The sequence below is a fragment of the Martinezella lusitana genome, from assembly GCF_014207095.1.
In the GTDB taxonomy this organism is placed as follows: domain Bacteria; phylum Pseudomonadota; class Alphaproteobacteria; order Rhizobiales; family Rhizobiaceae; genus Rhizobium; species Rhizobium lusitanum_B.
Window position 1 is genome coordinate 137866 of record NZ_JACHBG010000007.1, and the last position, 26822, is coordinate 164687.

Genomic DNA, 26822 nt, shown 5'->3' on the forward strand with positions numbered 1-26822 from the left:
GAGGAAGCGATCGTGAATTTCGGACTCAGCGAAGAGCAGGAGATGATCGTCCAGACGGTCAGGGACTTCGTCGAGACGGAGATCTATCCGCACGAAAACGAAGTCGAACGCACCGGCATGGTGCCGCCCGATCTTGGCCAGGATATCAAGCGCAAATGCATCGAACTGGGCTTCTATGCCTGCGGCTTTCCCGAGGAAATCGGCGGCGCCGGCCTCGATCACCTGACCTTCACGCTTGTCGAGCGTGAACTCGGCCGTGGCTCGATGGCGCTGACGGTGTTCTTCGGCCGCCCCTCCGGCATTCTGATGGCCTGTGAAGGCGAGCAGCGCGAGCGCTATCTCCTGCCGGCGGTGCGCGGCGAGCGCGTCGATGCGCTTGCCATCACCGAACCGGACGCCGGTTCCGACATGCGCGGTATGAAATGCGCAGCCAAGCAGGATGGCGATGATTTCGTGCTCAACGGCGCGAAGCACTTCATCTCGCACGCCGATGTCGCCGATTTCGTCATCGTCTTTGCAGCAACCGGCGAAGAGGACACGCATCGGGGCGTCAAGAAGAAGATAACCGCTTTCCTCGTCGATCGCGGTACGCCAGGCTTCGAGATCCTCAAAGGCTATGACTCGGTTTCCCATCGCGGCTATCACAACTGCATCCTGAACTTCACCGACTGCCGCCTGCCGAAGTCGCAGGTACTCGGCGAGCTGCATCGCGGCTTCGATCTTGCCAATCAGTGGCTCTACGGGACGCGCCTGACTGTTGCCGCCACGTGCGTCGGCCGGGCGCGTCGCGTTTTCGATCTGGCTCTGCCCTATGCCGCCGAGCGCAAGCAATTTGGCAAGCCGATCGGCGCCAACCAGGGCGTCTCCTTCAAGCTTGCCGATATGATCACCGAAATCGACGCGGCGGACTTGCTTACGCTGTCTGCCGCCTGGAAGCTCGACGCCGGCGTCCCCGCCAATCGCGAGATTGCGTCGGCCAAGCTTTATGGCTCGGAAATGCTTGCCCGCGTCACCGACGAGGCAATCCAGATCTTCGGCGGCATGGGTCTGATGGATGACTTGCCGCTCGCCCGCTTCTGGCGCGACGCCCGCGTCGAGCGCATATGGGACGGCACCTCCGAGATACAGCGGCATATTATCAGCCGCGATCTGCTTCGGCCGTTCGGAGCATGAGCCCATGACGCAGCGCTCGCTCGATCGCCTCATTAGACCGAGAACAATCGCCGTCTTCGGCGGTCGCGAAGCCCGGCGCGTGATCGAGCAATGCGATCTTCTGGGGTTTTCCGGCGAGATCTGGCCGGTGCATCCGACACTGGACAGCGTCCTCGGTCGCCGGTGCTATCGGTCTGTCGCCGAACTGCCCCGTGCGCCGGATGCCGCCTTTGTCGGCGTCAATCGGGCGCTTACCGTCGATATCGTGCGCGAGCTTTCCGTAAGAGGAGCGGGCGGCGCGGTCTGTTATGCTTCGGGCTTCAGCGAGGCGGTTGCGGAACTGGCGGATGGCGCGGATCTGCAGCGGGCTCTGGTCGAAGCAGCCGGTGCCATGCCGATTGTCGGGCCGAACTGCTACGGCATGATCAACGGGCTCGACGGCGCGCTGCTCTGGCCAGATCAGCATGGCATAATACGAAGCGAGCGCGGTGTTGCCATCCTCACGCAATCTTCCAATATCGCCATCAATCTGAGCATGCAAAGACGCGGCCTGCCCATCAGCTATCTGATGACGGCAGGCAATCAGGCGCAGACCGGATTGTCGGATCTTGCCCAGGCCGTTCTCGCGGATCCTCGTGTCACCGCCGTCGGCCTGCATATCGAAGGCTTCGGCGATATCAGGGCGCTTGAAGCGCTTGCGATGCGTGCGAGGGAGTTGAAGAAGCCCGTCGTCGCGCTGAAAGTCGGCAAATCCGAACAGGCCCAGCGTGCCACCGTCTCGCACACGGCCTCGCTCGCCGGCAGCGATGCGGTTGCCGACGCCGTTCTTGATCGTCTTGGCATTGGTCGCGTCTCAACGCTTGCGGAACTCATCGAAACGCTGAAACTCCTGCATGTCGCAGGTCCGCTCGACAGCAATGCGATCTCTTCGATGAGCTGTTCTGGCGGCGAAGCATCGCTGATGGCCGATGCAGCCGTCGGCCGCAATGTCGAGTTCCGCGCCTTGAAGGCTGAACAGCTGCCAGCTTTGCGCGCGAGCCTCGGGCAGATGGTGACGCTCTCAAACCCGCTCGACTATCATACCTTCGTCTGGGGCGACTTGGAGCGCCAGACGAAGGCCTTCAGCGCCATGTTCGCCGGCGGCTACGCCCTCAATCTACTCGTGCTCGACTTTCCACGCGAGGACCGCTGCGATGGCGCAGACTGGATGATCACAGTCTCGGCCGTTACCGCGGCTGCAAGACAGGCGGGTGCCCGTGCCGCCATCTTGGCAACGCTGCCGGAAAACATGCCGGAAGCCATCGCCCGGCAATTGATCGAAACCGGCATCGTGCCGCTTTGCGGCATCAGCGAGGCTTTGGCTGCTGCCGAGATTGCGAGCGGCATCGCCGATGCCTGGAAAAGACCGCAACCCTTGCCGCTCCTCGATGCGCAAGCCGATGCCGGAGAAATCGAGACCCTGAGCGAAGCTGCCGCGAAGGTTGCGCTTGCCGCAGCAGGCCTTGCCGTGCCCCTCGGCAAGACCGCGGCCACGCCAAGCGAGGCGGCCGATCGCGCAGATGAGCTCGGCTTCCCTGTCGCACTCAAGGCGCTCGGCGTCGAACACAAGTCCGATGTCGGTGCGGTCAAACTCAACCTATGGGATAGAAATGCCGTCAAAGATGCGGCGGAAGGAATGAGCCATGTGGCGCTGGGATTTCTCGTTGAACGCATGGTCGATCGCCCTCTTGCGGAGTTGATCGTCGGCGCAGTCCGAGATCCCGTCGTCGGGCTGACCCTGACGGTCGGTGCGGGCGGAATTCTCGTGGAATTGCTTGAGGATTCTGTCGTTTTGACGCTTCCGGTCACGAAAGCCGAGGTGTTGGACCGGATTTCGCGGCTCAAAGTCCGCAAGCTGATCGAAGGTTATCGCGGCCATTCAAACAGCAGCCTCGAAATCGTCGCCGATGCCGTCGTATCGGCGGCAGAATATGTCGTAAAGAACGCTGCGCGGCTCGAGGAACTGGACATTAATCCCTTGATGGTTTTGGCTGGATCCGGTGGCGTCGTCGCTGCGGATGCCCTCATTCGGCGAAGGAGGTAGCAGAAGTTGCAGGACCCCATTCGAACCCGATGCGATGATGGCATCCTCGAAGTTGTCGTTGACCGGCCGAAGGCGAATGCCATCGATCTGGAAACCAGCCGCAAGATGGGACTGATTTTTCGCGATTTTCGCGACAATCCCGATCTGCGGGTCGCGATTGTCACCGGCGCTGGCGAGAAGTTCTTTTCCGCCGGCTGGGATTTGAAAGCCGCAGCGGCTGGGGATGCCGTGGATGGCGACTATGGTGTCGGTGGTTTCGGCGGTCTGCAGGAGCTGCGCGACCTGAACAAACCGGTTATTTGCGCTGTCAACGGCATCTGTTGCGGCGGTGGCCTGGAGATCGCACTTTCGGCAGATCTGATCATAGCCGCCCCCCATGCGACCTTTGCACTGCCGGAAATCCGCTCGGGCACGGTTGCCGATGCTGCATCGATCAAATTGCCGAAACGCATTCCGTATCACATCGCGATGGACATGTTGCTGACCGGCCGGTGGCTCAACGTTGAAGAGGCGCACCGCTGGGGCTTCGTCAACGAGATCGTCGTCGCCGACAGGCTGATGGACAGGGCGTGGGAGCTGGCGCGCCTGCTCGCAAGCGGGCCACCGCTCGTCTACGCAGCCATAAAGGAAATCGTCCGCGAAGCAGAGGGAACGACATTTCAGACTGCCATGAACAAGATCACCAAACGGCAGTTTGCGACCGTCGACATCCTCTATTCGAGCGAGGATCAATTGGAAGGTGCCCGGGCTTTCGCCGAGAAGCGAGCCCCAATCTGGAAAGGAAAATAGGGGCGGCGGCAACCGCAGCATTTTTCCCACATGGTCACGGACATCAGGCGTCAGGCGGAAGAGGAAACCGTTTCCTGAGGCTCGCTGTTCGAGAATTCTGTCAACACGACAAAAAGAAGGAACAGGGGAATGAACGACTATACGAAGTATTTGGCAAATCGCGTCACGTCCGGTGGCCTCAACCGCCGCGAATTCATGGGACGTGCAATGGCAGCCGGTGTGACTTTAGCACTCGCCGACAAGCTCTTTACCGAAAGTGCAATGGCAGCCGAACCGAAGCGCGGCGGTCATCTGAAGCTCGGCCTTGAAGGCGGTGCCGCAACCGATTCCAAGGATCCGGCGAAATTCCTGTCTCAGGTCATGTTCTGCATCGGCCGTTGCTGGGGCGACATGCTGGTGGAATCGCATCCATTGACGGGTGCTGCCGTTCCCTCGCTTGCCGAATCCTGGGAGCCGTCAAAGGATGCCGCCACCTGGACCTTCAAGATCCGCAAGGGCGTGAAGTTCCACAATGGCAAGGAGCTGACGATCGACGACGTCGTTGCCACGCTCAAGCGCCATACCGATGCGAAATCGGAATCGGGCGCACTCGGTGTCATGAAGTCGATCAAGGACATTAAGGCCGATGGCGACAATCTCGTCCTGACGCTGACTGAAGGCAACGCCGACATGCCGTTGCTGTTGACCGACTATCACCTCGTCATCCAGCCGAATGGCGGCAATGACGATCCGCTTGCATCGATCGGCACCGGTCCCTACAAGATGGTCAGTTTCGAGCCGGGCGTGCGCGCCACCTTCGAGCGCAACAAGGACGACTGGCGCACCGACCGCGGCTTTGTCGATAGCGTCGAGATCATCACGATGAACGATGCGACGGCGCGCATCGCCGCACTTTCGTCCGGTCAGGTCCATTATATCAACCGCGTCGACCCGAAGACCGTGGATCTTCTGAAGCGTGCACCGACCGTGGAGATCCTGTCGACCGCCGGCCGTGGCCACTATGTCTTCATCATGCATTGCGACAAGGCGCCCTTCGACAATAACGACCTGCGCCTGGCTCTCAAATACGCCATGGATCGTGAGACCATGGTCAAGAAGATCCTCGGCGGCTACGGCAAGGTCGGCAATGATTTCCCGATCAACAGCACCTACGCCCTCTTCCCCGAAGGGATCGAACAGCGTGCTTACGATCCCGACAAGGCTTCCTTCCACTACAAGAAGTCCGGTCATAGCGGCTCAGTCCTCTTGCGCACGTCAGAAGTCGCGTTCCCCGGTGCCGTCGACGCCGCCGTCCTTTATCAGGAAAGCTGCAAGAAGGCCGGCATCACCATCGAGGTCAAGCGCGAACCGGGCGACGGCTACTGGACCAACGTCTGGAACGTCCAACCCTTCTCCACCTCCTATTGGGGCGGACGGCCGACACAGGACCAGATGTATTCCACCGCCTATCTTTCGACGGCGGACTGGAACGACACGCGCTTCAAGCGTCCCGACTTCGACAAGCTTCTGCTTCAGGCCCGTTCCGAACTGGACGAAGCCAAGCGCAAGGAGCTCTATCGCGCCATGGCGATGATGGTGCGCGACGAAGGCGGCGTCATCCTGCCGATGTTCAACGATTTCGTGAATGCCTCCACCAAAAAGGTGAAGGGCTATGTTCATGACATCGGCAACGACATGTCGAACGGCTACGTCGCGACCCGCGTCTGGCTGGATGCCTGATGCCCAAACCGGGCGAATAAGCCCTCATCCTTGAGGAAGCCGGGACCGCGGATGATTTTCGCGGTCCTCCCGACGTTTAAGCGCGAGGCATCGGCCATGTCCAATCTGCCCCCCGGAAGCGTTTTGCCCGGGCTGAGGTTCAAGCAGCGTTTCCCGCTGCTGTCCCTCATCATCGAGCGTTGCGTGCTCAGCATCGTTCTTTTGTTCGCCGTTTCCATCCTGATTTTCGGCGGGCTCGAAGCGTTGCCGGGCGATTTCGCCACCACCTATCTCGGCCAGTCGGCAACACCGCAGGCGGTCGCCAATATCCGCGAGGAACTCGGTCTCAACCGACCTGTCGCCACCCGCTACGTTCAATGGCTCGGCAATGCCGTCAAGGGGGATTTCGGCACCTCATGGGCGAGCAAGAACTCGGTTAGCGAGCAGATCGGCAAGCGCCTCGGCAATTCCCTGTTCCTGGCCGGTTTTGCCGCCTTGATCTCGGTGCCGCTGGCGGTTTGTCTGGGCATGCTCGCCGTCCATTTCCGAAACCGAATGCCGGACAAGATCATCAACGTCATATCGCTGGCGGCGATCTCGCTGCCGGAATTCTTCATCGGTTATCTCCTCATCATGTTCTTTTCCGTGAAGTTCGGAGTCGCGACCTTTCCTGCGACTGTCTTTGACGGCATGGGCTTTATCGATCGACTAAATGCAATCGCCCTGCCAACGACAACCCTCGTTCTGGTCGTGCTTGCGCATATGATGCGCATGACCCGGGCGGCCATCTTGTCGGTCATGTCGTCGGCTTACATGGAGACCGCCGAGCTGAAGGGGCTTTCGGCCTTCCGCGCTATCGTCAAGCATGCAGCGCCCAATGCGCTGGCGCCGATCATCAACGTCATCGCGCTGAACCTTGCCTATCTGATCGTCGGTGTTGTCGTTGTCGAAGTCGTCTTCGTCTATCCCGGCATGGGCCAATACATGGTCGATGCGGTGACGGTTCGTGACATGCCCGTGGTACAGGCCTGCGGCCTGATCTTTGCGGCCGTCTATATCTTCCTCAACATGACAGCCGACATTCTCGCCATCATTGCCAATCCGCGCCTGAGGCATCCGCGATGAGATTGAGAGATATTCCCATCACCGCCTGGGTCGGCATGGCAGGCATTCTGATTGCCTTCGTCTGCGCGATCTTTGCCCCCTGGATCGCGCCTTACGGCGAGACGGAAGTCGTCGGCAATGTCTGGCAGCCCGCCGATGCACAATATTTCTTCGGCCTCGACAATCTCGGCCGCGATATCCTGTCGCGTCTGATCTACGGCACCCGCACGACGCTCTTCGTCGCGCTGGGGGCAACGATCATTTCCTTCTCGCTCGGCATCATCCTGAGCTTCACCGCCGCCGTCTCGCGCGGCTTGATTGACACGATCTTCTCGCGCTTCAACGACCTGATGATGTCGATCCCGACCTTGATCTTCGCACTCGTCGTGCTCGCCGTCCTGCCGCAGAACCTGATCGTGCTGATCCTCGTCATGGCCATTCTCGATTCCACCCGCGTCTATCGCCTCGGCCGTGCCGTGGCGCTCGACGTTGCGGTCATGGAATTTGTGGAAGCAGCCAAGCTGCGCGGCGAAGGCAGGCTCTGGATCATCTTTCGCGAAATCCTGCCCAACACGCTATCGCCGTTGCTGGCGGAGTTCGGGCTGCGTTTCGCCTTCTCGATCCTGTTCCTCTCGACTTTGTCCTTCCTTGGTCTCGGCATCCAGCCTCCGGCGGCTGACTGGGGCGGCATGGTCAAGGACAACAAGGATGGGATCATCTTCGGCATTTCCGCCGCCCTCGTGCCGGGTTCCGCCATCGCGGCTCTGGCAATCTGTGTCAATCTGGTGGTCGACTGGCTCTTAAGGCGCACCTCCAGCCTCAAGGGAGGGCGTGGCGATGCCTGAGCTTCTTTCCGTACGCGATCTGAAGATCGAGGCAACCAGCTATCCGCCCGGCGAACCGCCGAAACGCGTCTCCATCGTCGATGGTGTCTCCTTCGATCTTGAGAGGGGCAAGGTGCTCGGGCTGATCGGCGAGTCCGGAGCCGGCAAGTCGACTATTGGCCTTTCTGCACTGGCCTATGGCCGCGGCGGCGCCGAGATTACCGGCGGCCAGGTGCTGCTCGACGGCAGGGACATCCTACCGCTCGGCAAATCCGGCATCCGCAGGATCCGCGGCGCGCGGGTTTGCTATGTCGCCCAATCGGCCGCCGCCGCCTTCAATCCGGCGCATCGGCTGGGTGCCCAGGTGATTGAAGCGACCGTCAAGCACGGTCTGATGACGAAGGAAGAGGCCAGGAAGCGAGCGCTCTATCTCTTCAGGGTCCTTGGCCTGCCCAATCCGGAAACATTCGGCGAGCGCTATCCGCATCAGGTCTCGGGTGGTCAGTTGCAGCGCGCCATGACCGCCATGGCGCTCTGCTCCAATCCCGAACTGATCGTTTTCGACGAGCCGACGACCGCGCTTGACGTGACGACGCAGATCGATGTGCTGGCGGCAATCAAGCACGCGATCGAGGAGACGCATACCGCAGCGCTCTACATCACGCATGATCTTGCCGTCGTCGCCCAGATTTCCGACGACATCATGGTGTTGCGACATGGCAAGATGGTAGAATATGGCAGCGTCCAGCAGATCATCGAGGCGCCGCGGCAGGATTATACCCGAGCGCTCGTCAACGTCCGGCAGGAGGCGCGGGCAGAGGCTGTCGACCAGTCAAGCGCGTTGTTGAGAGTGGAGAATATCAGCGCGCAATATTCCAATGGTTTCAAGGTTTTGCACAATGTTTCGCTACATGTGCCAAAAGGTCAGACCTTGGCTGTTGTCGGCGAGTCCGGCTCTGGCAAGTCGACGCTTGCTCGTGTCATAACCGGCCTTTTGCCGCCAAGCGAAGGGCGGATCATATTCGACGGCAAGCCGCTGACACCGGCGTTGAAGAACCGCTCGCGCGAGGAGCTGCGCCGCATCCAGCTGATCTACCAGATGGCCGATACGGCCATGAATCCGCGCCAGACGGTGCGCGATATCATCGGGCGCCCGCTGACTTTTTATGACGGCCTGCACGGTGCGGCCAAGACCGCGCGGGTGAAGGAGCTGTTGGATCAAATCGAGATGGGCAATGGTTTTATCGACCGCTACCCGGCCGAGCTCTCCGGTGGTCAGAAACAACGCGTTGCGATCGCCCGTGCGCTTGCGGCCAAGCCTGAACTTATTCTGTGTGACGAGCCGACATCGGCGCTCGACCCGCTCGTCGCGGAGGGCATTCTGAAGCTGTTGCTCAGGCTGCAGGAAGAAGCTCATCTTTCCTATGTCTTCATCACCCACGATATCGCGATCGTGCGGGCGATCGCCGATAGCGTTGCTGTCATGCATCGTGGCAAGCTGGTTCGCTTCGGTCCGAAGTCGCAAGCGCTCTCGCCACCATTCGACGACTATACCGACCTGTTGCTGAAGTCGGTGCCCGAGATGGAGATCGGTTGGCTGGAACGAGTTCTGACGACCCGAAGGATGGAGAGCGCCGGAAACTGAAACGGCGTTCTCAGGTCGATCCGACGAAGCGACTGGCTGCGGCGCATATGGCTGCAAAGCCGGCGCAAGCTCCATCGCTCATGTGTCTTGCCCGCAGCCATGCATGCACCATCTGGGGTTCTTCTCGGAACCAGACTTCGACACCCGCCTGTGCCAGTCGGGCGGCATAAAGGCGACCATCGTCGCGCAGCGGATCGAAATGCGCCACCGTAATGAAGGTTGGTGGGAGACCGGCAAGCGATGCCAATGCAAGCGGCTCGGCTACAGGATCGCCTGACGGCGCCTGCAGGATGTTGCGGTAATAGGCAACATCGGCAGTCGTCAGTCCCGGAGCATCGCTCATCTCCAGGTAGGAGCCGGAGACGAGATCGCCGCCCAGTGCGGGATAGATCAGGATCTGCCCGACAATACCCGAAAGCCCTTCGGTCCGCGCCCTGATCGCCAGTCCGGCCGCCAGATTGCCGCCTGCGCTGTCGCCAATCAGCACGACGGACTTTTCTTCGGCAAGCAACTGCTTCAGGACGGCGAGACAATCGTCCGCCTGCGCTGGCCATCGATGCTCCGGGGCGAGACGATAATCGACCGAAACCAGGTGAGCTCCGACACGATCGGCAATCTCGGCGCAGATGGCGTGATGGCTCTGGAGCGAGCCGACCACGAAACCGCCGCCATGCAGATAAAGCAGGCTCGTCGTTGTGCGGATGTTGGCCGGCCGATAGTGACGAACCGGAATTGCCCCGGCAATGAAAGCGTCAATCGTGGCCATACCCTGAGGCAAAGGCTGATCAAAACGAGCACAAAGCGCGTCATACCATTGGCGTTGCTGGGCAATGGACGCCGTCACCGCATCTGGAGGGTAGAAGGAATCGCAAATATCCAGGAAACTCAAGATGGCTGCTTCAGTCGGCATTGGACGCTGCGGAGAACTCATCGGTAAATCTCTGTTCCTGAATTGCACGATGTCATAGCACATCAGGCAATCTTCCACTTATCTCCCTACGGCCGTCATCGTCACGCTCGCGACACTCCCGTGAACTGCGTCATCACTGCTTTCCTGAAGGGGAGCTTTGGGGATTTTTCCCGACCGATTGCGCCAAGTCGGAAATGGCGGGTTGAGATACCAGCCGGCAGCGGCTATCTGGTGCCAGCCCCACAGGAGGGCGTTTCACTAACGACAAGGTGCATGCCGGCATGATTCCAGATTTTCTCGTCACTCATTCGGGTGGATTCCATGCCGATGAACTCATGTCCAGCGTCATCCTGACCAGGCTTTTCCCGCAGGCCCGCGTCGTTCGCAGCAGGATGCCAGAGTGGATCACACCTGGTTCAGACCGCATCGTCTATGATGTCGGAGGCAAATATGACGCCGCAGCACGGATCTTCGATCACCATCAGCGTGGCGCGCCGTTGCGCGACGACGGTCAGCCTTTCAGTTCGTTCGGATTGATCTGGAAGCACTATGGTCGCGATTACCTCATGGCCTTGGGTCTTCCAGAGGCGCATGTCGACACGGTTCACGCCTCCTTCGATGCGAGCTTTGTGCTGCCAATCGATCTGGTGGATAACGGTGCGCTCAGCCCCTCGGCTGCGGGGCCACTGGCCTCACTGACGCTGCCAGCGCTCCTCGAAACTCTGAAACCTGTTTTCGACGAAACCGACCCCGAAGCTGACGATCGAGGGTTCCACCATGCGCTTTCGATCGCTCGTAGTTTCGTCGAGGCGAGGATCGGACAGAGTGCCGCAAAATTGCGCGCCGAGGCGATCGTCCACCAGGCAATCGTAAGGACGGGCGAGGGGCGGGTTCTGGAACTTCCGATGGGAATGCCGTTCCGTCCCGCAATCGTTAAGGCAGGCGCCGATCACCTGCTGTTCGTCGTTCATCCACGCGAGAAGGATTGGTGCCTGACCGGTATCCGCCGGGCGGAAGACGGGTTTGCTCTGCGAGCCGATCTGCCGGCAGCCTGGGCTGGACTGACCGATCGCGATCTGGAGATGGCCTGCGGCATCGAGGGAGCAACCTTCTGTCACAATGGTCGTTTCATTGCCGCTGCCAAAACCCGCGAGGCGGCACTTGCCATGGCGGAGCTCGCAGTGACCGAGGCGATTTCCTCGGCGAAAAGCCGGCTTTAAAGCCGGCTGGCAGCGGCCGCGCAGTTTACTCGCAGGGTTTCGCGGCCGCCAGACTCTTCACGAGCTTTTCGACCACAGCAGCGTATCGCTGCTGATCACTGCTGGGATATTCAAGCGAGAAATTGCCGACCGCGCTATCGCAGAGCGCAATCTCTCTGACATACAGGATGCGATTTTCCTTCGCGCCGGAAAAGCTCGCCCATGACGCCGTCTGCTTTTGATAGGATATCTGCCAGCCGTCCTCGATGTAGAATTTGCGGCGGCTATTGCTCTCGTCCCCGAAATTCCCGTCCATGATGTAGTTTCCCCAGACCAGGAGCTTGGCCGCACCGTCGGCCGACTGAAGGCTCATGCCATCGCCGTTGTCGGCGACCGACACCGTCTTGAATTCCGTCGGGAGATCAATGGAATAGTCAAATCGGGAGTTTCGATAGGTCTTGTTATCAGCGGCCAGAGCGGAAGTTGATACCAAACATAAACTGACGACTATGCGTGCCAGCATCTCCGTTTCTCCTCGCTTGTAGTGCTAGCCTGGCCCAGTCATGGCGGTCAGGCGTTGGATAATTGTTGATCGAAGGCACGTACCGCCTATGCATTCCCCCGGTGGGGCGACGCCGAGCCGGAAGGAAATTCGCCACCGCCTATTCGAGTTGAGCTTCGAGCGTTTTGGCGAGCGTCTGATAGAACTGCACGGAAGCATCCTTGTGCTCCGTCTTGTATCTGACACTCACGAGCCGGGCCGCTTCGGCCGCCGCACGAAAGGAATCGATGCGAATCTGTGGGTCCAAGTCTGATTGGCCACCAATGTCACCGCTCTCGAACTTGCCGGCCCTATATCCATCTCCGAGGTCGACGACGCCAATCTCGGGGATTCCGTCCTTCATTTTCCCAAGGAAGGCCACCCCGACACGGTTGCCGTCCCGGCGGCGCAGCATTCCGGTTCCGGAGGCTTTGCCATCCGGGCAGTCGCCGACCCAGAACGTCGGCCCGCTTGCGAGGGAAGCTGGAGCGACGAATTTGCAGTGGCTCGCTGGATCCTCCAGCCAAATCTGTTCCGACGTAGCTTGAGCAAAGACGTTCGTTCCAAGCAGCCCGAATAGGACAAAGCACGACGCCGAAAGCAACGACAAACGCATTTTCATATCAATCACCTGCCTGCGGGAATACGGCCGTCTCGATCGTCCTGAGGTTGACGGCGGGGTAGAACTATCTGAATTCACGCCTGAACGGCAATTGGAAGGTTGCTGGCACAAGCTTTCCACCGGAAGGCATAGACCGACCTTCAAACCTGAGCGGTTCTAACGAACGGATGTCGCGGTGCCGGCGGCCGCTTGCACGAAGCTCCGAAAAACGGCGTTTCCCGGATGATCCGTTCCTGCATGCTGTTCTTGATGCCATTGGAAGCCGATGGCGAAGGAGGCGGAGGTGACCTCGATCGCTTCGACGATGCCATCGTCTGCCAAAGCACTCGCAAGAACAGCCGGCGAAACCTGAGCGACAGCCTCGCGATGGAATGTGTTCACGTCGATGCGCGATCTGCCGATGATTTTCGCCAGACGCGATCCTGGAAGAATTTCGATCGAATGAAGATGATCCCGTTTGTCGTGTTCCCCTGCCGAGGGAAAGGTTGTGTTGAGATCAGGCGTGAGGCGACAGCCGTTCAAACATGCGAGCATCTGCATGCCCGAACAGATGCCGAGAATGGGCTTATCCCTTTGAAGATAGCCCTCCATGATTGCTCGTTCGACTTCAAGACGCTCCGATGGCGGTGCCCGAGAGATTTCTCCTTCAATGTACCAGTCGTCCGGAAAGGCAAACCGTCCGCCGACGGACACAAAGCCGTCGAACTCATTCAAAGCAATGTCGATGATTTCAGGTATGTATGGAATACCAAAGGGGAGACCTCCTGCATCGCGCACGCCGCGAAAATATCCCTTGGCTGCTTCATAGCGCGTCCCACCTGTGCTTGTGTTCTCGTCAAGGATAATGGCGATGCGGGGCTGGCGCATATGATGAGGCCTTTTGGCTCTAAGGGTTGCGACGCACTGACTGGCAGGAACATAGTCGGAGGTAAGCGGCCAGTCGAGATGCGGCGGCGTTGTCTCTCTGGGTCTGATCTGTGTCGCCGCTTGCGGTCAGGATCCGCTCTGCTGCGGTCCAAAGGGAGGCTCGGCGGTGAAAACCGTTGCAAACGCAATCCTCTTGAAGCGGTCCAGCGCTTCTGCGTTTCGATCCACTTTCATCCGTAAAATGGCACCTTCCCAGGAGACAAGCAGGAAATCCGCCAGATCGTTTGCCGAAAACCGCGTGCTGATTTCACCCGCTTGCTGGGCCTTTGTGATGCATCGTTCGAACGGTTTGCGCCATTCCTGGTAGATCGCCACGAGCCGTTCGCGCAGCAACTCGCTCGTCTGCGAAACCTCGATACTGAAGTCGCCGATCAGACAACCGCGAAGATAGTCGTCGTCGGCAAGACGCTTGGTAATGATATCAAGATAGCGCAGCAGCCGCTCGCGAGGTCCGAGGGAGCGATCATTCAATGCTTGCCCGACAAGCTCGCGGGTATGGGCAAAATAATGGTCGAGAACTTCGGCGGCGAAAGCCTCCTTGGAACGGAAGTGGTTGGTGAAGGAGCCTTGGGGCACGCCCGCTTCGGCGACCACGTCCCTTACTCCGGCTCCATTATATCCCTTGCGGAACATGACCCTCAGGCCGGCGGCAACAATGTCGTTTTTGTTCGATGGCTTTGGCATGCCTTGACAATACGTACGTCTGTATTATTAATCAAGAGGCGAAGGAAGGAAACTTCCCGCGAGAATGCTCATCATTTCCCCGTTATTCGCCGTCTTGCTCATCAAGTGACGGGCAAGCCACGCAAAGCACGCAACGCGTCCTATGTTAATACGGACGTCCATATTAAAAAGGATATGCTGATGGCATCCGATTCCCAACTACCTCGTGTGGAAGTGCTGAATTCCTATATGGCCTATCGAGACGTGGGCCCGAAGGACGCACCGGTCGTTCTTTTCCTGCATGGGAACCCGACCTCCTCCTATATATGGCGGGACATCATCGCCGATGTTTCGCCGCATGCCCGCTGCGTCGCTCCTGATCTCATCGGCCTGGGGCAATCGGGCAAGCCAGACATCGAATATCGCTTCGTCGATCACATCCGCTATCTCGACGCGTTCATAGATGCCCTGCAAATACCTTCGGCTTTCATCGTCGCTCAGGACTGGGGCACAGCATTTGCCTTCGAACGGGCTGCGCGCCTGCCGCAATTCGTACGTGGTCTTGCCTTCATGGAGTTCATTCGGCCGATGGAAAGCTGGGACGAGTTCCATCAGGTGCCAGCGGCGCGGGAGCTGTTTCAAAAGTTCCGTACGCCTGGAATTGGCGAGAAACTCATACTGGAAGACAATATCTTTGTGGAGCGTGTTCTTCCGGGTTCGGTCAAGCGGCATCTCACCGACGAGGAAATGTCCGTCTATCGCGCGCCGTTCCCGACGCCTGAAACGCGGCGTCCTGTGTGGCGTTTTCCAAATCAGCTGCCAATAGCCGGCCAGCCCGGCGACGTGTGGGCGCTTCTAAGTGCCGCCCATGACGCTCTGCGAGACAGCACCTATCCCAAGGTGCTGTTCGTAGGGGAGCCTGGAGCTTTGGTTTCTCTGGAGTTCGCGAGAAAATTTGCTTCAACGCTCAACAATTGCGAAGTCGTTCCGCTCGGAGCCGGCACGCACTATCTCCAGGAGGATCATCCGAAGGCCATCGCGGCAGGTGTTCGGCGCCTGCTGGAGGGTGCCGTGCAACGCTAAGGCTGTCGCTCACTCCACTCCATTCTTTGTTTGAACTGCACGAATTGCCCTTCCCCTTCGCCGTCAGGCGAGAGGGGAGGGAGGCAATGGCGTTATGATCATGAATCACATCGTGCTCGCTGGCCTCGCTTTGGCCTCGACGGCCCTCAATTGTTCAAATGCCTTGCCAGCCACTCAACCTACCGATCTCGGTTCACGGTCCGGATCGCACGTAACACTGCGGTAATATTGGAAACCTAGCGACTGTCGGTGTCAACACTGAAGGATTGCTCACTGATGATGGTGCCTGGATGTGTCGGCCAGGAGGCGAGACTGGATCTTCTGATCCTTCGATTGATCGGAGACATGATCCAACTGATGTCGCTTGAGCATCAACCATCGCAAAGTAGTAGGCATCACAGAATGAATTACCTCGAATTCATCTTTCGTCTTCTCATGCGATATTTTCTGTCTGCCGTTATCCTTGGCGCGCTGTTGGGCGGACCCGTCGCCATACTAATCTTGAAATGAGATTCTGCCGGCAATCAATCTCTCGAGCCGATATGCCGTAAGGTTATCACAAGGGTTGGATCGCAATCGGATGCAGCTTTCAAAAAGGAGTTGTATTGTATGCATCCGATTGCATTGTCGATCTGGTCGACGTCGATAGCTGGCGTGCGGGCAATGGTCGCCTGTTGGGCTGTGTGGGTGGTCTGCTTCATCCTGGCCGTTACAAGCGGCTGCAGTTCGGTTCCGCTTACGGAAGGAGGGATGCTCTCGTCCTACAGCAATCTTGGCGCGCCAAAGGGTAAATTCTCGAAGTCCAGGGTCTTTTTGGACAAGGACAAACTGAAGGACGTAAAAAAGGTCGCGATCTGGCCAACGACACTGACGCTTGCGGCCGGCAGCAGAATTCCAAACCCAAAGGACAGGTTGCTGGTCTCGAACTCGATCGATCGCGCCATCTGCTTTGCCATGAGCGAGAAATACCAGATCGTTCCAATCGGCGGCTCTCCTGATCTGACGGTAAAGGCCGTGATTACCGACATAGTTCCCACCCAGCCAACGGTTGCCGGCGCAGCAACGGCAATCTCGATCGGCAGTTCGATCGCTCTGCCCGTGCAGATTCCACGCCTTCCCCTGGGACTTGGCGGATTGGCCGTGGAGGCAGAAGCGCTTGATGGCGCAGGCGTTCAGCGCGCTGCCATCCTTTGGTCCCGAGGGGCAAATTCCATTACGAACAAGGCTCGCATATCCAAAGTTGGGGACGCCTACGACTTGGCGGCGGCCTTCGGAAGCGAGTTTTCCAGAATGATCATTGCCGGCAAAGAGCCAGGTGGCCTGAATATTCGGCTCCCGTCCTTCTATGAAATTCGCACGGGACTCGGCGGCAAGCCAGGCTCGCCGCTGTGCGAGAGCTTCGGCCGGTCTCCAGGCGTCATTGGCGCTCTCGGCGCTTCCTTCGGCGCCCCGCCGTCCTGGACGGACAAGGGGGCTCGCGCGTCCAGTTTTCCAGCGCAAACTTCGCCTTCAGTGAAGCTCGCAGCGCCGGTAAATGGAGAACGTCGCCAGACATCAAGTGCTCTCAACCCGTAAGGCTACTGTAATGTTCGGGCAACATTTGCCCACAAGCACTGAACGAAAATGAACATCCCGAGGTATCATCATGCGATATTGTTTTGCCGTTGTCCTTTCCCTCCTGTTGGCGGGCTGCCAGTCCGCCGAAGATAGCGACCGTTGCTCGAATTATGGCTTTGAACACGGCACCACGGAGTTTGCCGTTTGCAGGCAGCGCATCGACCTTGCGCGTCGTGAGTATCGTGAGCGTCGGATGGAAAGATCGATTGAAGCTCCAAACTATGATTATTAAGGAGACGTCAGCCGGATAACCGGCTCACGTGCTTCGGTGTCGCATATTTGCCGTATCACGCTGCGAGAGCGGCTCGGACGTTTCGATATCGGAGATCGAATTCTGCGGCGCCCACATATTCACGCTCTAGTTCAGGCAAGACATGCACATTTTGATCGTTGAAGATGATCTCGAACTCGCCACGTCCCTAAAGGCGATGATGGAAAGCTCGATCGGGGTGACGGACACGTTCGCGACCATTGGCGAAGCAGAGGCTGCACTCCTTGCGTTCAAGTTCGATCTTGTCATCATCGACCGTCACCTTCCCGACGGTGACGGTCTTTCCCTGTTGTCGGTCTTGCGCCAGCTACGCCCGCGTCCGGCAACGCTGATACTGACGGCACTGGACGACCCCATCGACATTGTGGCCGCGCTGGACAAGGGAGCGGACGAATATATCGGCAAACCATTCGAGCCGATGGAGCTTGTCGCGCGCGCTAGGGCTGTCCTGCGACGCTATAATCTCGACGAGACGGGTTGCACGCAGTTCGGAAATTTGGCCTTCGATCTCAACCATCGCTCGGCCATGATTGGAGAAACAGTGCTGAACATCCCACGACGAGAACTGGGCATTCTGGAAGCGTTGATGCGCAGGGCCGGGCGTGTGGTTCAGCGTGATACGCTGGAGGCATCTGCCTATAGTCTCGACGACGAAATCGAGTCTAATGTCATCGAGTCTCATGTCTCACGCCTGCGTCGACGATTGCGCGAAGCCAATTGTGACGTGAACATTCGTACCATCCGTGGCATCGGTTACATGCTGGTACAGGAATGAGGTGGCGGTCCCGCTCTATTGCATTTCCGGTGGCGAGCCTGCTGATAGTCGCAATGGCTTGCGTCATGGTGCTGAGTACTGTTTTGACATTGGGTGTCTTTCTCAGCACGAATACAAAATCCAAACAGCGGATGAATGCCGACACGGTGGGCAAGCTCATCCAGTCTGGCATGACCTACGACAGCAGCGGGAAGCTCGCGCTACAGCAAACGGGCATCCCCGCGACGATCATGGGTTTTGCCGAGGCGGAGCCGTCTTTCTGGTATTTTGTCAACGACGGAGAGCAGACCGTCTCGCATGGAACTGTACCATCTTCCGTCGGGCAGATCATAAAGGCGGCGCCATCGGAAATCTTTGCTTCCGAGTTCTATTATACCTCGGACGGGGAGCGTTTTCTTGGCCTCAGATTGGTGGATGATAGCAATCCAAAGGTCGTGATTGCCCTCGGCGGTATTTCGTTTTCCGATACCCAGACCATATTTGTGACGTTATGGGCCGTCTGGCCACAGGGCCTCTACCATCTCCTGGGCCTCGTATTGGTGACGACTGTGACGATCGCAGCCGTGATCCTCCGGCACACTATCGCAACGCCGGTAAGGCGGGTCGTCGACTCGGCCGAGCAGATTGACGGTCTTCCCAATGGCCGCAGAATTTCCGATCGAGATACGCCGACTGAACTCAGGCCGATGGTGGCAGCGTTCAATACTGCCTTGACGAGGATCGATCACGCTTTCGAGGCACAGCGAAATTTCCTTGCAAGCGCATCGCACGAGTTAAGGACGCCACTGACCAAACTGCGTATCAAGCTGGATCTGGTGACGGATGTCGAGGTCAGGGAGATGTTGATCCGTGACGCGACGCGTCTTGCGGCCATCGTAACGACATCGCTTCAGCTCGCTCGCCTCTCCGGCCAGTCCCTGGCTTTCTCAGCCGTTGACCTGACTGCAGTCACCCGTTTGGTCGTTGCCGATCATGTGCCGAGAGCAATCAGGCAAGGGCTCGAGATCGAACTGCGCGCTCCGCAAGCGACCGTCGGAATCTCGGGTTCGGAGGCAGCTATTCGTGTTGCGCTGGACAACTTGATTTCCAATTCCCTGCGGCACGCACAAGGTGCCCAGACGATCGTGGTCGAGGTGCTCGCGTCCCGTCAGCTGAAGATCATCGACCACGGCCCGGGAATTCTGGTCGAGGAGCGGGAGACGGTGCTCCACCCCTTTGTTCGCGGCGCAAAAGCCGCATCTGAAGGGTCGGGAATGGGATTGGCGATTGTGGCTCAGGTCATACGCGCTCACGGCGGGTCCGTTGTTCTCGATGAAACGGCAGGCGGCGGGCTGACCGTATGCCTGACCTTTCCGGCGCACTGACACGAGAGCGAGCCGGACGGCGGCAATTGTCGTCCAGCTCTGAAGACTGCGCCGATTGGTTATGTCCTCATCTGGCCGCGTGCCCAATCTCTGGCAGCTGGTAACAATGGCAGTGCAAGCGGGTTGGTACTTACGCCGTTCATTTGCTCGGCCAAAAGGAAGGCTGTTGTCGGGCCGAGCGTGAAGCCCTGATGGCCATGACCAAAGTGGAACCAAAGGCCTTTGTGGCGGCTTGGCCCGGCGACGGGCAGCATGTCGGGCATGCAAGGGCGGTATCCCGACCACGGGGTGTCCTCGATAGGTTCTCCGAGCGCGAAGAGCTCATGGGCGGCATCGACCGAGCGCCTTATCTGACGTGCAGCCGGTGCGGTGCCCGGTGGTGCCATATGGGCGCCGGTTAGAACACGCCAGCCCCGGTTCATCGGCGCGATGACGGTGGAGTTTTCAATATCCAGCGTCGAAATACGTGGGCCGTCCTTTCCCGCGAAATGCCGGTGATAGCCGCGCTTGAACACCATCGGGATACGATAGCCGAATGTCTTGAGAAGTGCCGGCGACCATGGTCCGAGGGCAACGACGGCATTTTGCGCGACGAGCGCACCATCCTCGGACTGAACACGCCAGCCAGCGCCGGATTGCTGCAAACTCATGGCGTCGGCGCTGATAAGCGTGCCGCCCCTTGCAACGAAGAGCGCGGCATAGCGAGCAACCAGTTCGCCTGGATTGCGGCAGGTCCAGGGCGAAGTCCAGTGAACGCTGCCGGCAAGCCTGCGGCGCAACGCCGGCTCATCTGCTGAAAGTTCATCAGCTCCATAAATGTTCGAGGGCACGCCAAAGGACTGTTTCAACCGTTCCGCCCTTGCAGCCGCCGCCTCGAATTTCGCTTGCGTGCGATAGACTGCGCGCCATCCCTGCCGGACGATCAGGTCATCTGCGCCAGCGGGGCCGATAAATCGGGCGTGATCTTCGCTAGCGCGCAGGATCAGCTTTGAGTAGGCGGCGACGGTGCTGGCATAAGGGGCAGGCGCGGATTGCGAGAAATAGCGCCATAGGGGCCATGCCAATTGCGGGATATCGCGCATCCGCCAATCGACATCGTTGCCGCGCTTGAAGACGACCGAGAGGATCTCGCGCAATGAACGCGGGAAGGGGTAAGGCTCAACCGCCTCGGTCTGAATAAAGCCGGCATTGCCATAACTGGTTTCGCGGCCCGGCGCCTTGCGGTCCAGGAGAACGACCTGGTGTCCGCTCTCCTGCAGGGCAAGTGCGGTTGAGACGCCGACCATGCCGGCGCCGAGAACGAGTGTGTCAGTCATGTTTCATTTCCGTCTAGAGCAGTCAGAAAGTCAGGCGCGAATTATATCCGACCACAAACTGGATGAAGCGGGAGACGTCGATCATATCGTCACCCAGGTAGCGGATGGTGTAACCATCGATGCGTTCGACACCCTTCAGATAGGAGAGATATTCAGCGGGAAGGCGATTGCGGAACACGATCTCCAAGATCGGCTCTTCGATCTTGAAAGGGCGGGCCGAGCTTGCTCTCGCCAGTGCCGTCTTGACACCTTCTCGGATACGACGATGCGCGACGTTCGGTGTCAGGGTGATCGCCGACTGCGTGCTGTAAACCGTCTTCACCGGCACGGTCACGATATCTCCGATGCGCTCGGTAATTTCAGCCAGCGCCACATTGTCGCCGGAGGCGAGCAGTATCGGGACATCGAAGTGCCCGGCGATGGCGGCGTTGATGCCGGCCTCCGGCATGATGATGCCGTTGATTCGTACTTCGGCAAAAGCGGTGCCGCCGATCGTATGGGACAATACGCCACCCAGATGGCTGGCACCGGCGTGATAACCGAGAAGCATTGCGCCGACGAAGGAGCCCAGTTCCACGCCCTGCATCATCATCAAGGGACGCGGCCAGCTGCGCACGATCTGGACATAGTCCGGCAGGCGGTCGATCAGGATGCTCTCGCCATTTCCGTGGGAATCGCTGAGAATAATCTCCTCCACGCCTTCCTCATGCGCGGCTTCGCAGGCGTTGACCACGGTATCGGTCATCCAGCGCCGCGCATTCTCGTATTCGAAACCTTCCGGCATTAGGTGGTCGCGGCTGACCACCCCAACGATTCCTTCTATGTCAGCGGAAATATAAAGACGCATCGATTCCTCCCTCTCGTCGCCCCAGCATGGATATTGGTTGGTACGGATAATAGATTTGACTTTCTGACCATAAACAGATTTCTATGATGAGAAAATATCTTTCTGCATGGAGGAGGCGGAAATGAAGCTGTTCATCGCGGGACTGGATACCGAAACCAACACTTTTTCCCCGATCCAGACGGGGCTCGAGGCTTTTAGCGAGAACTTGATCGCCTATGGCGATGCGACCGAAAGGCCGCTGAACTGCTGTTCCTCGCAAATGTTCGTCTGGCGTAACGCGGCGCGCGAAAACGGCTGGGCCGTGATCGAAAGCCTATGCGCAGTCGCCGAGCCCGGCGGCAAGACAACGCGTGCGGTCTATGAAAGCTTCCGCAAGACCATCGTCGACGATCTTAAGGCGGCAATGCCCGTCGACGCCGTCATGCTTGCCTTGCACGGTGCCTGTGTCGCCGATGGCTATGATGATGTCGAAGGGGATTTGCTTGAGCATGTGCGTCAGGTGGTCGGCCCAGACATTCCCATTGCCGCTGAGCTTGATCTGCATTGCCATCTCACCGATCGCATGGTCGCCAATGCGAGTATGATCGCCGCCTACAAGGAATATCCGCACACCGACATCGAAATTGTCGCCGAGCAGCTGTTCCGGCTGATGGAACGAACGCTGGCTGGCGAGGTTCGCCCGGTCATGGCGGTCTACGACTGCCGTCTCGTCAGCACATTTCATCCGCACAAGGCACCATTGCGCGGAATTGTCGACCGCATGAAGGCCATCGAAGGCCAGGACGGCGTTCTCTCCGTCTCCTTCGGCCACGGCTTTCCCTGGGGCGACGTCGCCGATGTCGGCGCCAAGATGCTTGTCGTGACGGATAATGATCCGCAAATGGCGGCGCGTATCGCCGAGAAATTCGGCCGGGAAATCTACGATGCGCGCGAGGAGATGCGCCACGACTATCTGACGATCGATGTCGCGCTCGATCAGGCACTTGCCGCAAGAAGCGGTCCCGTCGTGTTGGCCGATGTCTCCGACAACGCCGGCGGCGGAGCGCCCGGCGACTCGACCTTCATCCTGCGCCGCATCATCGAGAGAGGCATCGAGGATGTAGCGTCCTGTCTTTATTGGGATCCCATTGCCGTGCGCATGTGCCGCGAGGCAGGGGAAGGGGCCAAGCTCGATCTGAGAATTGGCGGCAAGGTCGGCAAGGCTTCGGGCGACCCGCTTGATCTCACCGTTCGGGTCAGGCGCATCGCATCGGGCATAACCCAACGCTTTGGTCCGACGCCGCTCAGCATTGGCGATGCAGTCTGGGTCAGCGCGGGAAACGTCGACATCGTCCTGAATACTCTGCGCACGCAAACCTTCCATCCGGAATGCATGACGGCCCTTGGCCTCGATCTGGCGACAAAGAAGATTGTCGTCGTCAAATCGAGCAATCATTTCCGTGCCGGCTTCGAGCCGATTGCGAGCGAGATCCTCTATGTCGGCGCCCCCGGTGCGTTGCAGCCGCGCTTCGATGAGCTGCCATTCACCAAGCTGGCGAAACCTTATTGGCCCAAGGTCGATCACCCACTGATGGATCAAGGCTAGAACACCATCTGGAGAGTGGGTCGACAAGAAGGCAGGGCGAGCCGGCGGGCGCGGGCCAATATCCGAACGAATTCGAGCGGATGTTACCCGCTGCCCTCGATCGCCAAGGGCGCCTTTTCTGCCTTCGCAAAACTCTCCGCCTCATTTTCCGACGGCCTATCCTTGTTGAGCGCTTGGGAGTTTGCGGGCGTCGACGCTGTTTCATCGGCAGGCATGGATTGCTTTTCAGAGGAATGTTGATTACGGGCTCGATCCATAGAAAATAGTTTTCCTATCATGCCAATCGAATTCTGCCCCGTTCAGGACACCAGCGCGGAGCGGCGGGCGAATGGCTGCAGGCGAATTGGAGACGCCACCGATGAATGATACGAAATCCAGCCTCGGTGATATCTTAAAAGATATCCGCACTCGCAATCACTGGACCCTTGCCGAGGTGAGCTCCATGACCGGGCTTGCGGTCTCGACGCTTTCCAAGGTCGAGAACAACCAGATGCAACTGACCTATGACCGGATCGTCCAGCTTGCGCAGGGGATCAAGGTCGACATCGCCGAGCTTTTCGGCACGCTGGCCAATGCCGACGACACGGCAAATGTGATGGGGCGCCGGACCTATACCAAGGCTGGAGACGGCCGGTCGATCATCACGAAGAACTATGACTATCTCTATGTCTGCACCGAGATCTATAAGAAGGCGATGGTGCCGATCGTTGCGGTCGCGCATGCCCGCACCCTTCAGGAATTCGGTCCGCTCATCCGGCACAAGGGTGAGGAGTTCTTCTACGTTCTCGAAGGCGAGCTTGAGCTTCATAGCGAAATCTATGAGCCCCTGCGGCTCAAGAAGGGTGACTCCGCATATTTCGATGCTATGACCGGCCATGCCTATTTGAGCGTTAGCGAGGAGCCGGCGCAAATTCTCTGCGTCTGCTCGACGCCTGAACCCGAGCTGGTTTCCACCCTTGCAAAAGCGCAGGCGCAGAAGGCAACCAGCTAGGTGGAAATAAAAAAGACGCGTACGATAAGAAAAAATATTGCACTTAGGAAAATCGTTTCCTAGACTGATCTAGCGGTGAGTGCCGGGAGGGCGCAAACTGCAGTTCTGGGGAGGACAACGAGATGAACGGTTCCAGGTGGAAATCCGTCGGCTTTGCATTGCTTTTGGCGTCGACGCCCTTATCCGCCGTCATGGCGGCACAAGATGTATTGGTTGTTGCTCGAGCGGAGGATGCGCCGACAGCCGATCCGGGTATCGAGATCAGCAATAGCGGCTACACCCTGATTTATGCCGCCTATGAACGGCTCATCGCCTATAAGGGCGCGTCGACGGAAGTTAAGCCTGAACTGGCGGAAAGCTGGACGGCGGACGACGCTGGGCTCGTCTGGACCTTCAAACTCGCCAGGGATCATAAATTCGACGACGGATCACCCGTCGATGCCGCCGCTGTCAAATTCAGCTTTGACCGGCTCATGAAATTGAAGGCCGGTCCATCGGACGCATTTCCCGTCCTCAAAGAGGTCGAAGTCGTCGATCCGCAGACGGTGAAGTTTCATCTGACCGCGCCCTTTGCGCCGTTCATTTCGACACTTGCCGTTGCGGGAGCCGCTATCATCAATCCGAAGGTGATGGCGCATGAGAAGGACGGTGACTTGGCAAAGGGTTGGCTTGCCGAACATACGGCGGGTAGTGGTCCCTATCGCATCTCGTCATGGGAGCGGAACCAGAGCGTCTTCCTTGATCGCAACGAGCACTATGCCGGGACAAAGCCTGCTCTCAATCAGGTCGTCATTCGAGTAGTCGGCGACATATCGGCCCGTCGCCTTCAGTTGACAAGCGGCGATGCTGACATCATCGAACAGATCCCGCCGGACCAAGCGGATGCTTTGCGCAAAGATAGTTCGGTGGTGGTCGAGAGCAATCCCAGCATGTATGTGAATTACATATACATGAACAATCGGCAGCCGCCGCTTGATGACGTCAAGGTTCGCCAGGCGATCTCCTATACCGTCGACTATCAGGGCATCATTGATGGCATCATGCTGGGGCAAGCCAAGCAGATGCGCGGTGCTGTACCAAGCGGCATGTGGGGGCATGATCCGCAGGGCTTTCAGTACAGCTACGACATAGACAAGGCGAAGACGCTGCTCAAGGAGTCCGGCAAGAGCAACATTCACCTGACCTACACCTTCTCACAAGCCGATCCCGCTTGGGAGCCGATCGGTCTTGCGTTGCAGGCTTCCCTTGCCGAACTTGGCATAAAGCTTGACTTGCAGGCGGTCGCCGACACAACGAAGCGCGAGATGGTCGCCAACGGCAAGTTCGACATGGCGCCCGGCGCCTGGACGCCCGACTTTGCCGATCCTTACATGTTCATGAACTACTGGTTCGACGCTGACAAAATGGGCGGTCCAGGCAACCGCTCCTTCTATAATAACAAGCAGGTGACTGCGTTGGTGAAGGAGGCAGGCTCGATCGTCGATGAGGGGAAGCGCAAGTCGCTCTACACCGAAGCACAGAAGCTCGCGGCACAGGATGCGCCCTATCTCTACATCATGGAGAAGAATGACATCTTCGCCCGTCGTGCCGCAGTAAAGGGCTATATTTACAATCCGATGCTGATCCAGGTCTATAATTTCGGAACGATGTCGAAGGCGCAGTAAAGAGCCGGCTCAAACCGATCCTGTCGCCCGAGTGTCCCTGATAGCTGAAACGCGTTCGTTTCCTGCATCAGACTCAGGCGACGGGATTTCCTCACCCATTCAAGGTCAGGATAATTCTGGCGAAAGGGCTGACGTCCATGGCAATCACCCGCATCATCGTTCCCCGTCTGATCCTTCTGTTCTTCGTCGTGCTGGGGGTCGCCGTAATCACCTTTACGATCTCGCACCTCATCCCCGGCGATCCCGCCCGCATGATTGCGGGCGACAGGGCAAGTGCGGAGACGCTCGAGAATGTCCGCCGCAGTCTCGGTCTTGACCGGCCTGTGGTCGAACAGTTCACCATCTATATCGGCAATCTTCTGCATGGCGACCTCGGAACATCCTTGCGCACCAGCCGTCCCGTTGCCGCAGATATACGGGCATTCCTTCCGGCTACTCTTGAGCTGGGAACCGTGGCGCTTCTGATCGCAATCTGCCTCGGCGTGCCACTCGGCGTAGCCTCGGCGGTTTACAAGGATGGCCCGATCGACCAGCTTGCGCGAACGGTCTCCGTCTGCGGCATATCGATGCCGGTCTTCTGGTTCGGCCTTATCCTGATCTATTTCTTTTACGCCAAACTGCAGATATTGCCGGGCAGCGGCCGGCTGGCGATGGGTATTATCGCGCCGGAACGCGTCACCGGCTTCCTGCTGATCGATTCCCTGTTGCAAGGCCGCTTCGACGCCTTCCGCAGCGCCGCCTACCACATCGTCCTGCCGGGCTTCGTGCTTGCTTTTGCCAATATGGGCGTGATCACGCGCCAGATCCGTGCCTCGATGCTCGATGTCCTGCAGGAGGACTATATCCGCACGGCTCGCGCCAGCGGCTTGCGTCGGAAAAGGGTCATTTTCAACTATGCGCTTAGAAATGCGCTGATCCCTTCGATCACGCTTCTCGGCCTGGCGCTTGGCGACCTTCTCTATGGAGCGGTCCTCACAGAGACGATCTTCGCCTGGCCTGGCATGGGAACCTATGTCGTCAGTTCGATCCAGACGCTCGATTTCCCCGCCATCATGGGTTTCACCATCGTCGCATCCATCGGTTATGTGCTGATCAACCTTCTGGTCGATCTGGCCTACATGCTTGCCGATCCGCAGATACGGGAGGTCTGAT

At 58.6% G+C, this 26822-nt stretch carries 23 protein-coding genes; 16 read left to right on the forward strand and 7 right to left on the reverse strand.

Annotated features, from left to right (window positions below; all coding sequences use genetic code 11):
• The first annotated feature begins 12 nt into the window (after window positions 1-12).
• The 7 genes from GGD46_RS16875 to GGD46_RS16905 all read left to right on the forward strand — a co-directional run bounded on the left by GGD46_RS16875 (window position 13) and on the right by GGD46_RS16905 (window position 9295).
• Complete coding sequence (locus GGD46_RS16875) at window positions 13-1173, forward strand: acyl-CoA dehydrogenase family protein (RefSeq protein WP_184705880.1); 1161 nt, start codon at window positions 13-15, stop codon at window positions 1171-1173.
• A 4-nt stretch (window positions 1174-1177) separates the two neighbouring features.
• Window positions 1178-3235: an acetate--CoA ligase family protein gene (locus GGD46_RS16880; RefSeq protein WP_184705882.1), complete on the forward strand. Its 2058-nt coding sequence runs from the start codon at window positions 1178-1180 to the stop codon at window positions 3233-3235.
• 6 nt (window positions 3236-3241) lie between these two features.
• The gene (locus GGD46_RS16885; protein ID WP_184705883.1) at window positions 3242-4024 is read left to right on the forward strand and encodes a carnitinyl-CoA dehydratase; all 783 of its coding nucleotides are present in this window, start codon (window positions 3242-3244) and stop codon (window positions 4022-4024) included.
• A 129-nt stretch (window positions 4025-4153) separates the two neighbouring features.
• Complete coding sequence (locus GGD46_RS16890; RefSeq protein ID WP_184705885.1) at window positions 4154-5743, forward strand: ABC transporter substrate-binding protein; 1590 nt, start codon at window positions 4154-4156, stop codon at window positions 5741-5743.
• Between the two features lie 96 nt (window positions 5744-5839).
• Window positions 5840-6847, forward strand: a complete 1008-nt coding sequence (locus GGD46_RS16895) for an ABC transporter permease (RefSeq protein ID WP_184705887.1) — start codon at window positions 5840-5842, stop codon at window positions 6845-6847.
• On the forward strand, window positions 6844-7671 hold the full coding sequence (locus tag GGD46_RS16900) for an ABC transporter permease (RefSeq protein ID WP_184705889.1): 828 nt from the start codon (window positions 6844-6846) through the stop codon (window positions 7669-7671). Before GGD46_RS16895 ends, GGD46_RS16900 begins: the two co-directional genes overlap by 4 nt.
• Entirely contained in the window at window positions 7664-9295 is a 1632-nt protein-coding gene (locus tag GGD46_RS16905; protein ID WP_184705891.1) for an ABC transporter ATP-binding protein, read from the forward strand. The genes GGD46_RS16900 and GGD46_RS16905 overlap by 8 nt, the downstream gene beginning before the upstream one ends.
• 10 nt (window positions 9296-9305) lie before the next feature.
• Here GGD46_RS16905 and GGD46_RS16910 read toward each other — a convergent pair whose 3' ends face one another.
• Window positions 9306-10226 carry an alpha/beta hydrolase gene (locus GGD46_RS16910; RefSeq protein WP_184705893.1) on the reverse strand — a complete coding sequence of 307 codons (921 nt, stop codon included), beginning with the start codon at window positions 10224-10226 and terminating at the stop codon, window positions 9306-9308.
• Between the two features lie 260 nt (window positions 10227-10486).
• On the opposite strand from GGD46_RS16910, the gene GGD46_RS16915 reads away from it, so the two are divergent.
• Window positions 10487-11425, forward strand: a complete 939-nt coding sequence (locus GGD46_RS16915) for an MYG1 family protein (protein WP_184705895.1) — start codon at window positions 10487-10489, stop codon at window positions 11423-11425.
• Between the two features lie 25 nt (window positions 11426-11450).
• Here GGD46_RS16915 and GGD46_RS16920 read toward each other — a convergent pair whose 3' ends face one another.
• The 4 genes from GGD46_RS16920 to GGD46_RS16935 form a co-directional block, all read right to left on the reverse strand.
• Window positions 11451-11927, reverse strand: coding sequence for a hypothetical protein (locus tag GGD46_RS16920; RefSeq protein ID WP_184705897.1), 477 nt, complete (start codon window positions 11925-11927; stop codon window positions 11451-11453).
• 139 nt (window positions 11928-12066) lie between these two features.
• Window positions 12067-12567 carry a hypothetical protein gene (locus GGD46_RS16925; RefSeq protein ID WP_184705899.1) on the reverse strand — a complete coding sequence of 167 codons (501 nt, stop codon included), beginning with the start codon at window positions 12565-12567 and terminating at the stop codon, window positions 12067-12069.
• A 156-nt stretch (window positions 12568-12723) separates the two neighbouring features.
• Entirely contained in the window at window positions 12724-13434 is a 711-nt protein-coding gene (locus GGD46_RS16930) for a gamma-glutamyl-gamma-aminobutyrate hydrolase family protein (protein ID WP_184705901.1), read from the reverse strand.
• 126 nt (window positions 13435-13560) lie between these two features.
• Complete coding sequence (locus GGD46_RS16935; protein WP_184705903.1) at window positions 13561-14178, reverse strand: TetR/AcrR family transcriptional regulator; 618 nt, start codon at window positions 14176-14178, stop codon at window positions 13561-13563.
• 174 nt (window positions 14179-14352) lie between these two features.
• Between GGD46_RS16935 and GGD46_RS16940 the strand changes: the two genes are divergently transcribed.
• The 4 genes from GGD46_RS16940 to GGD46_RS16955 all read left to right on the forward strand — a co-directional run bounded on the left by GGD46_RS16940 (window position 14353) and on the right by GGD46_RS16955 (window position 19267).
• Window positions 14353-15240 carry a haloalkane dehalogenase gene (locus tag GGD46_RS16940; RefSeq protein WP_184705905.1) on the forward strand — a complete coding sequence of 296 codons (888 nt, stop codon included), beginning with the start codon at window positions 14353-14355 and terminating at the stop codon, window positions 15238-15240.
• Between the two features lie 609 nt (window positions 15241-15849).
• A complete protein-coding gene (locus GGD46_RS16945; RefSeq protein WP_246806350.1) occupies window positions 15850-16815 on the forward strand; it encodes a DUF3313 domain-containing protein in 966 nt (321 codons plus the stop codon).
• A 416-nt stretch (window positions 16816-17231) separates the two neighbouring features.
• The gene (locus GGD46_RS16950) at window positions 17232-17903 is read left to right on the forward strand and encodes a response regulator transcription factor (protein ID WP_184705907.1); all 672 of its coding nucleotides are present in this window, start codon (window positions 17232-17234) and stop codon (window positions 17901-17903) included.
• A 65-nt stretch (window positions 17904-17968) separates the two neighbouring features.
• A complete protein-coding gene (locus tag GGD46_RS16955) occupies window positions 17969-19267 on the forward strand; it encodes a HAMP domain-containing sensor histidine kinase (RefSeq protein WP_184705909.1) in 1299 nt (432 codons plus the stop codon).
• 59 nt (window positions 19268-19326) lie between these two features.
• On the opposite strand, the gene GGD46_RS16960 is transcribed toward GGD46_RS16955, so the two are convergent.
• Entirely contained in the window at window positions 19327-20583 is a 1257-nt protein-coding gene (locus GGD46_RS16960) for an FAD-binding oxidoreductase (RefSeq protein WP_184705911.1), read from the reverse strand.
• A 22-nt stretch (window positions 20584-20605) separates the two neighbouring features.
• Complete coding sequence (locus tag GGD46_RS16965) at window positions 20606-21430, reverse strand: M55 family metallopeptidase (RefSeq protein ID WP_184705913.1); 825 nt, start codon at window positions 21428-21430, stop codon at window positions 20606-20608.
• Window positions 21431-21551: 121 nt separating this feature from the next.
• Here GGD46_RS16965 and GGD46_RS16970 point away from each other — a divergent pair, with 121 nt between their 5' ends.
• The 4 genes from GGD46_RS16970 to GGD46_RS16985 all read left to right on the forward strand — a co-directional run bounded on the left by GGD46_RS16970 (window position 21552) and on the right by GGD46_RS16985 (window position 26821).
• On the forward strand, window positions 21552-23015 hold the full coding sequence (locus GGD46_RS16970) for a M81 family metallopeptidase (protein WP_184705915.1): 1464 nt from the start codon (window positions 21552-21554) through the stop codon (window positions 23013-23015).
• Between the two features lie 358 nt (window positions 23016-23373).
• A complete protein-coding gene (locus tag GGD46_RS16975; protein ID WP_184705917.1) occupies window positions 23374-24006 on the forward strand; it encodes a helix-turn-helix domain-containing protein in 633 nt (210 codons plus the stop codon).
• Between the two features lie 122 nt (window positions 24007-24128).
• Entirely contained in the window at window positions 24129-25670 is a 1542-nt protein-coding gene (locus GGD46_RS16980) for an ABC transporter substrate-binding protein (protein ID WP_184705919.1), read from the forward strand.
• Between the two features lie 137 nt (window positions 25671-25807).
• Window positions 25808-26821, forward strand: a complete 1014-nt coding sequence (locus GGD46_RS16985) for an ABC transporter permease (protein WP_184705921.1) — start codon at window positions 25808-25810, stop codon at window positions 26819-26821.
• Window position 26822: the final 1 nt, after the last annotated feature.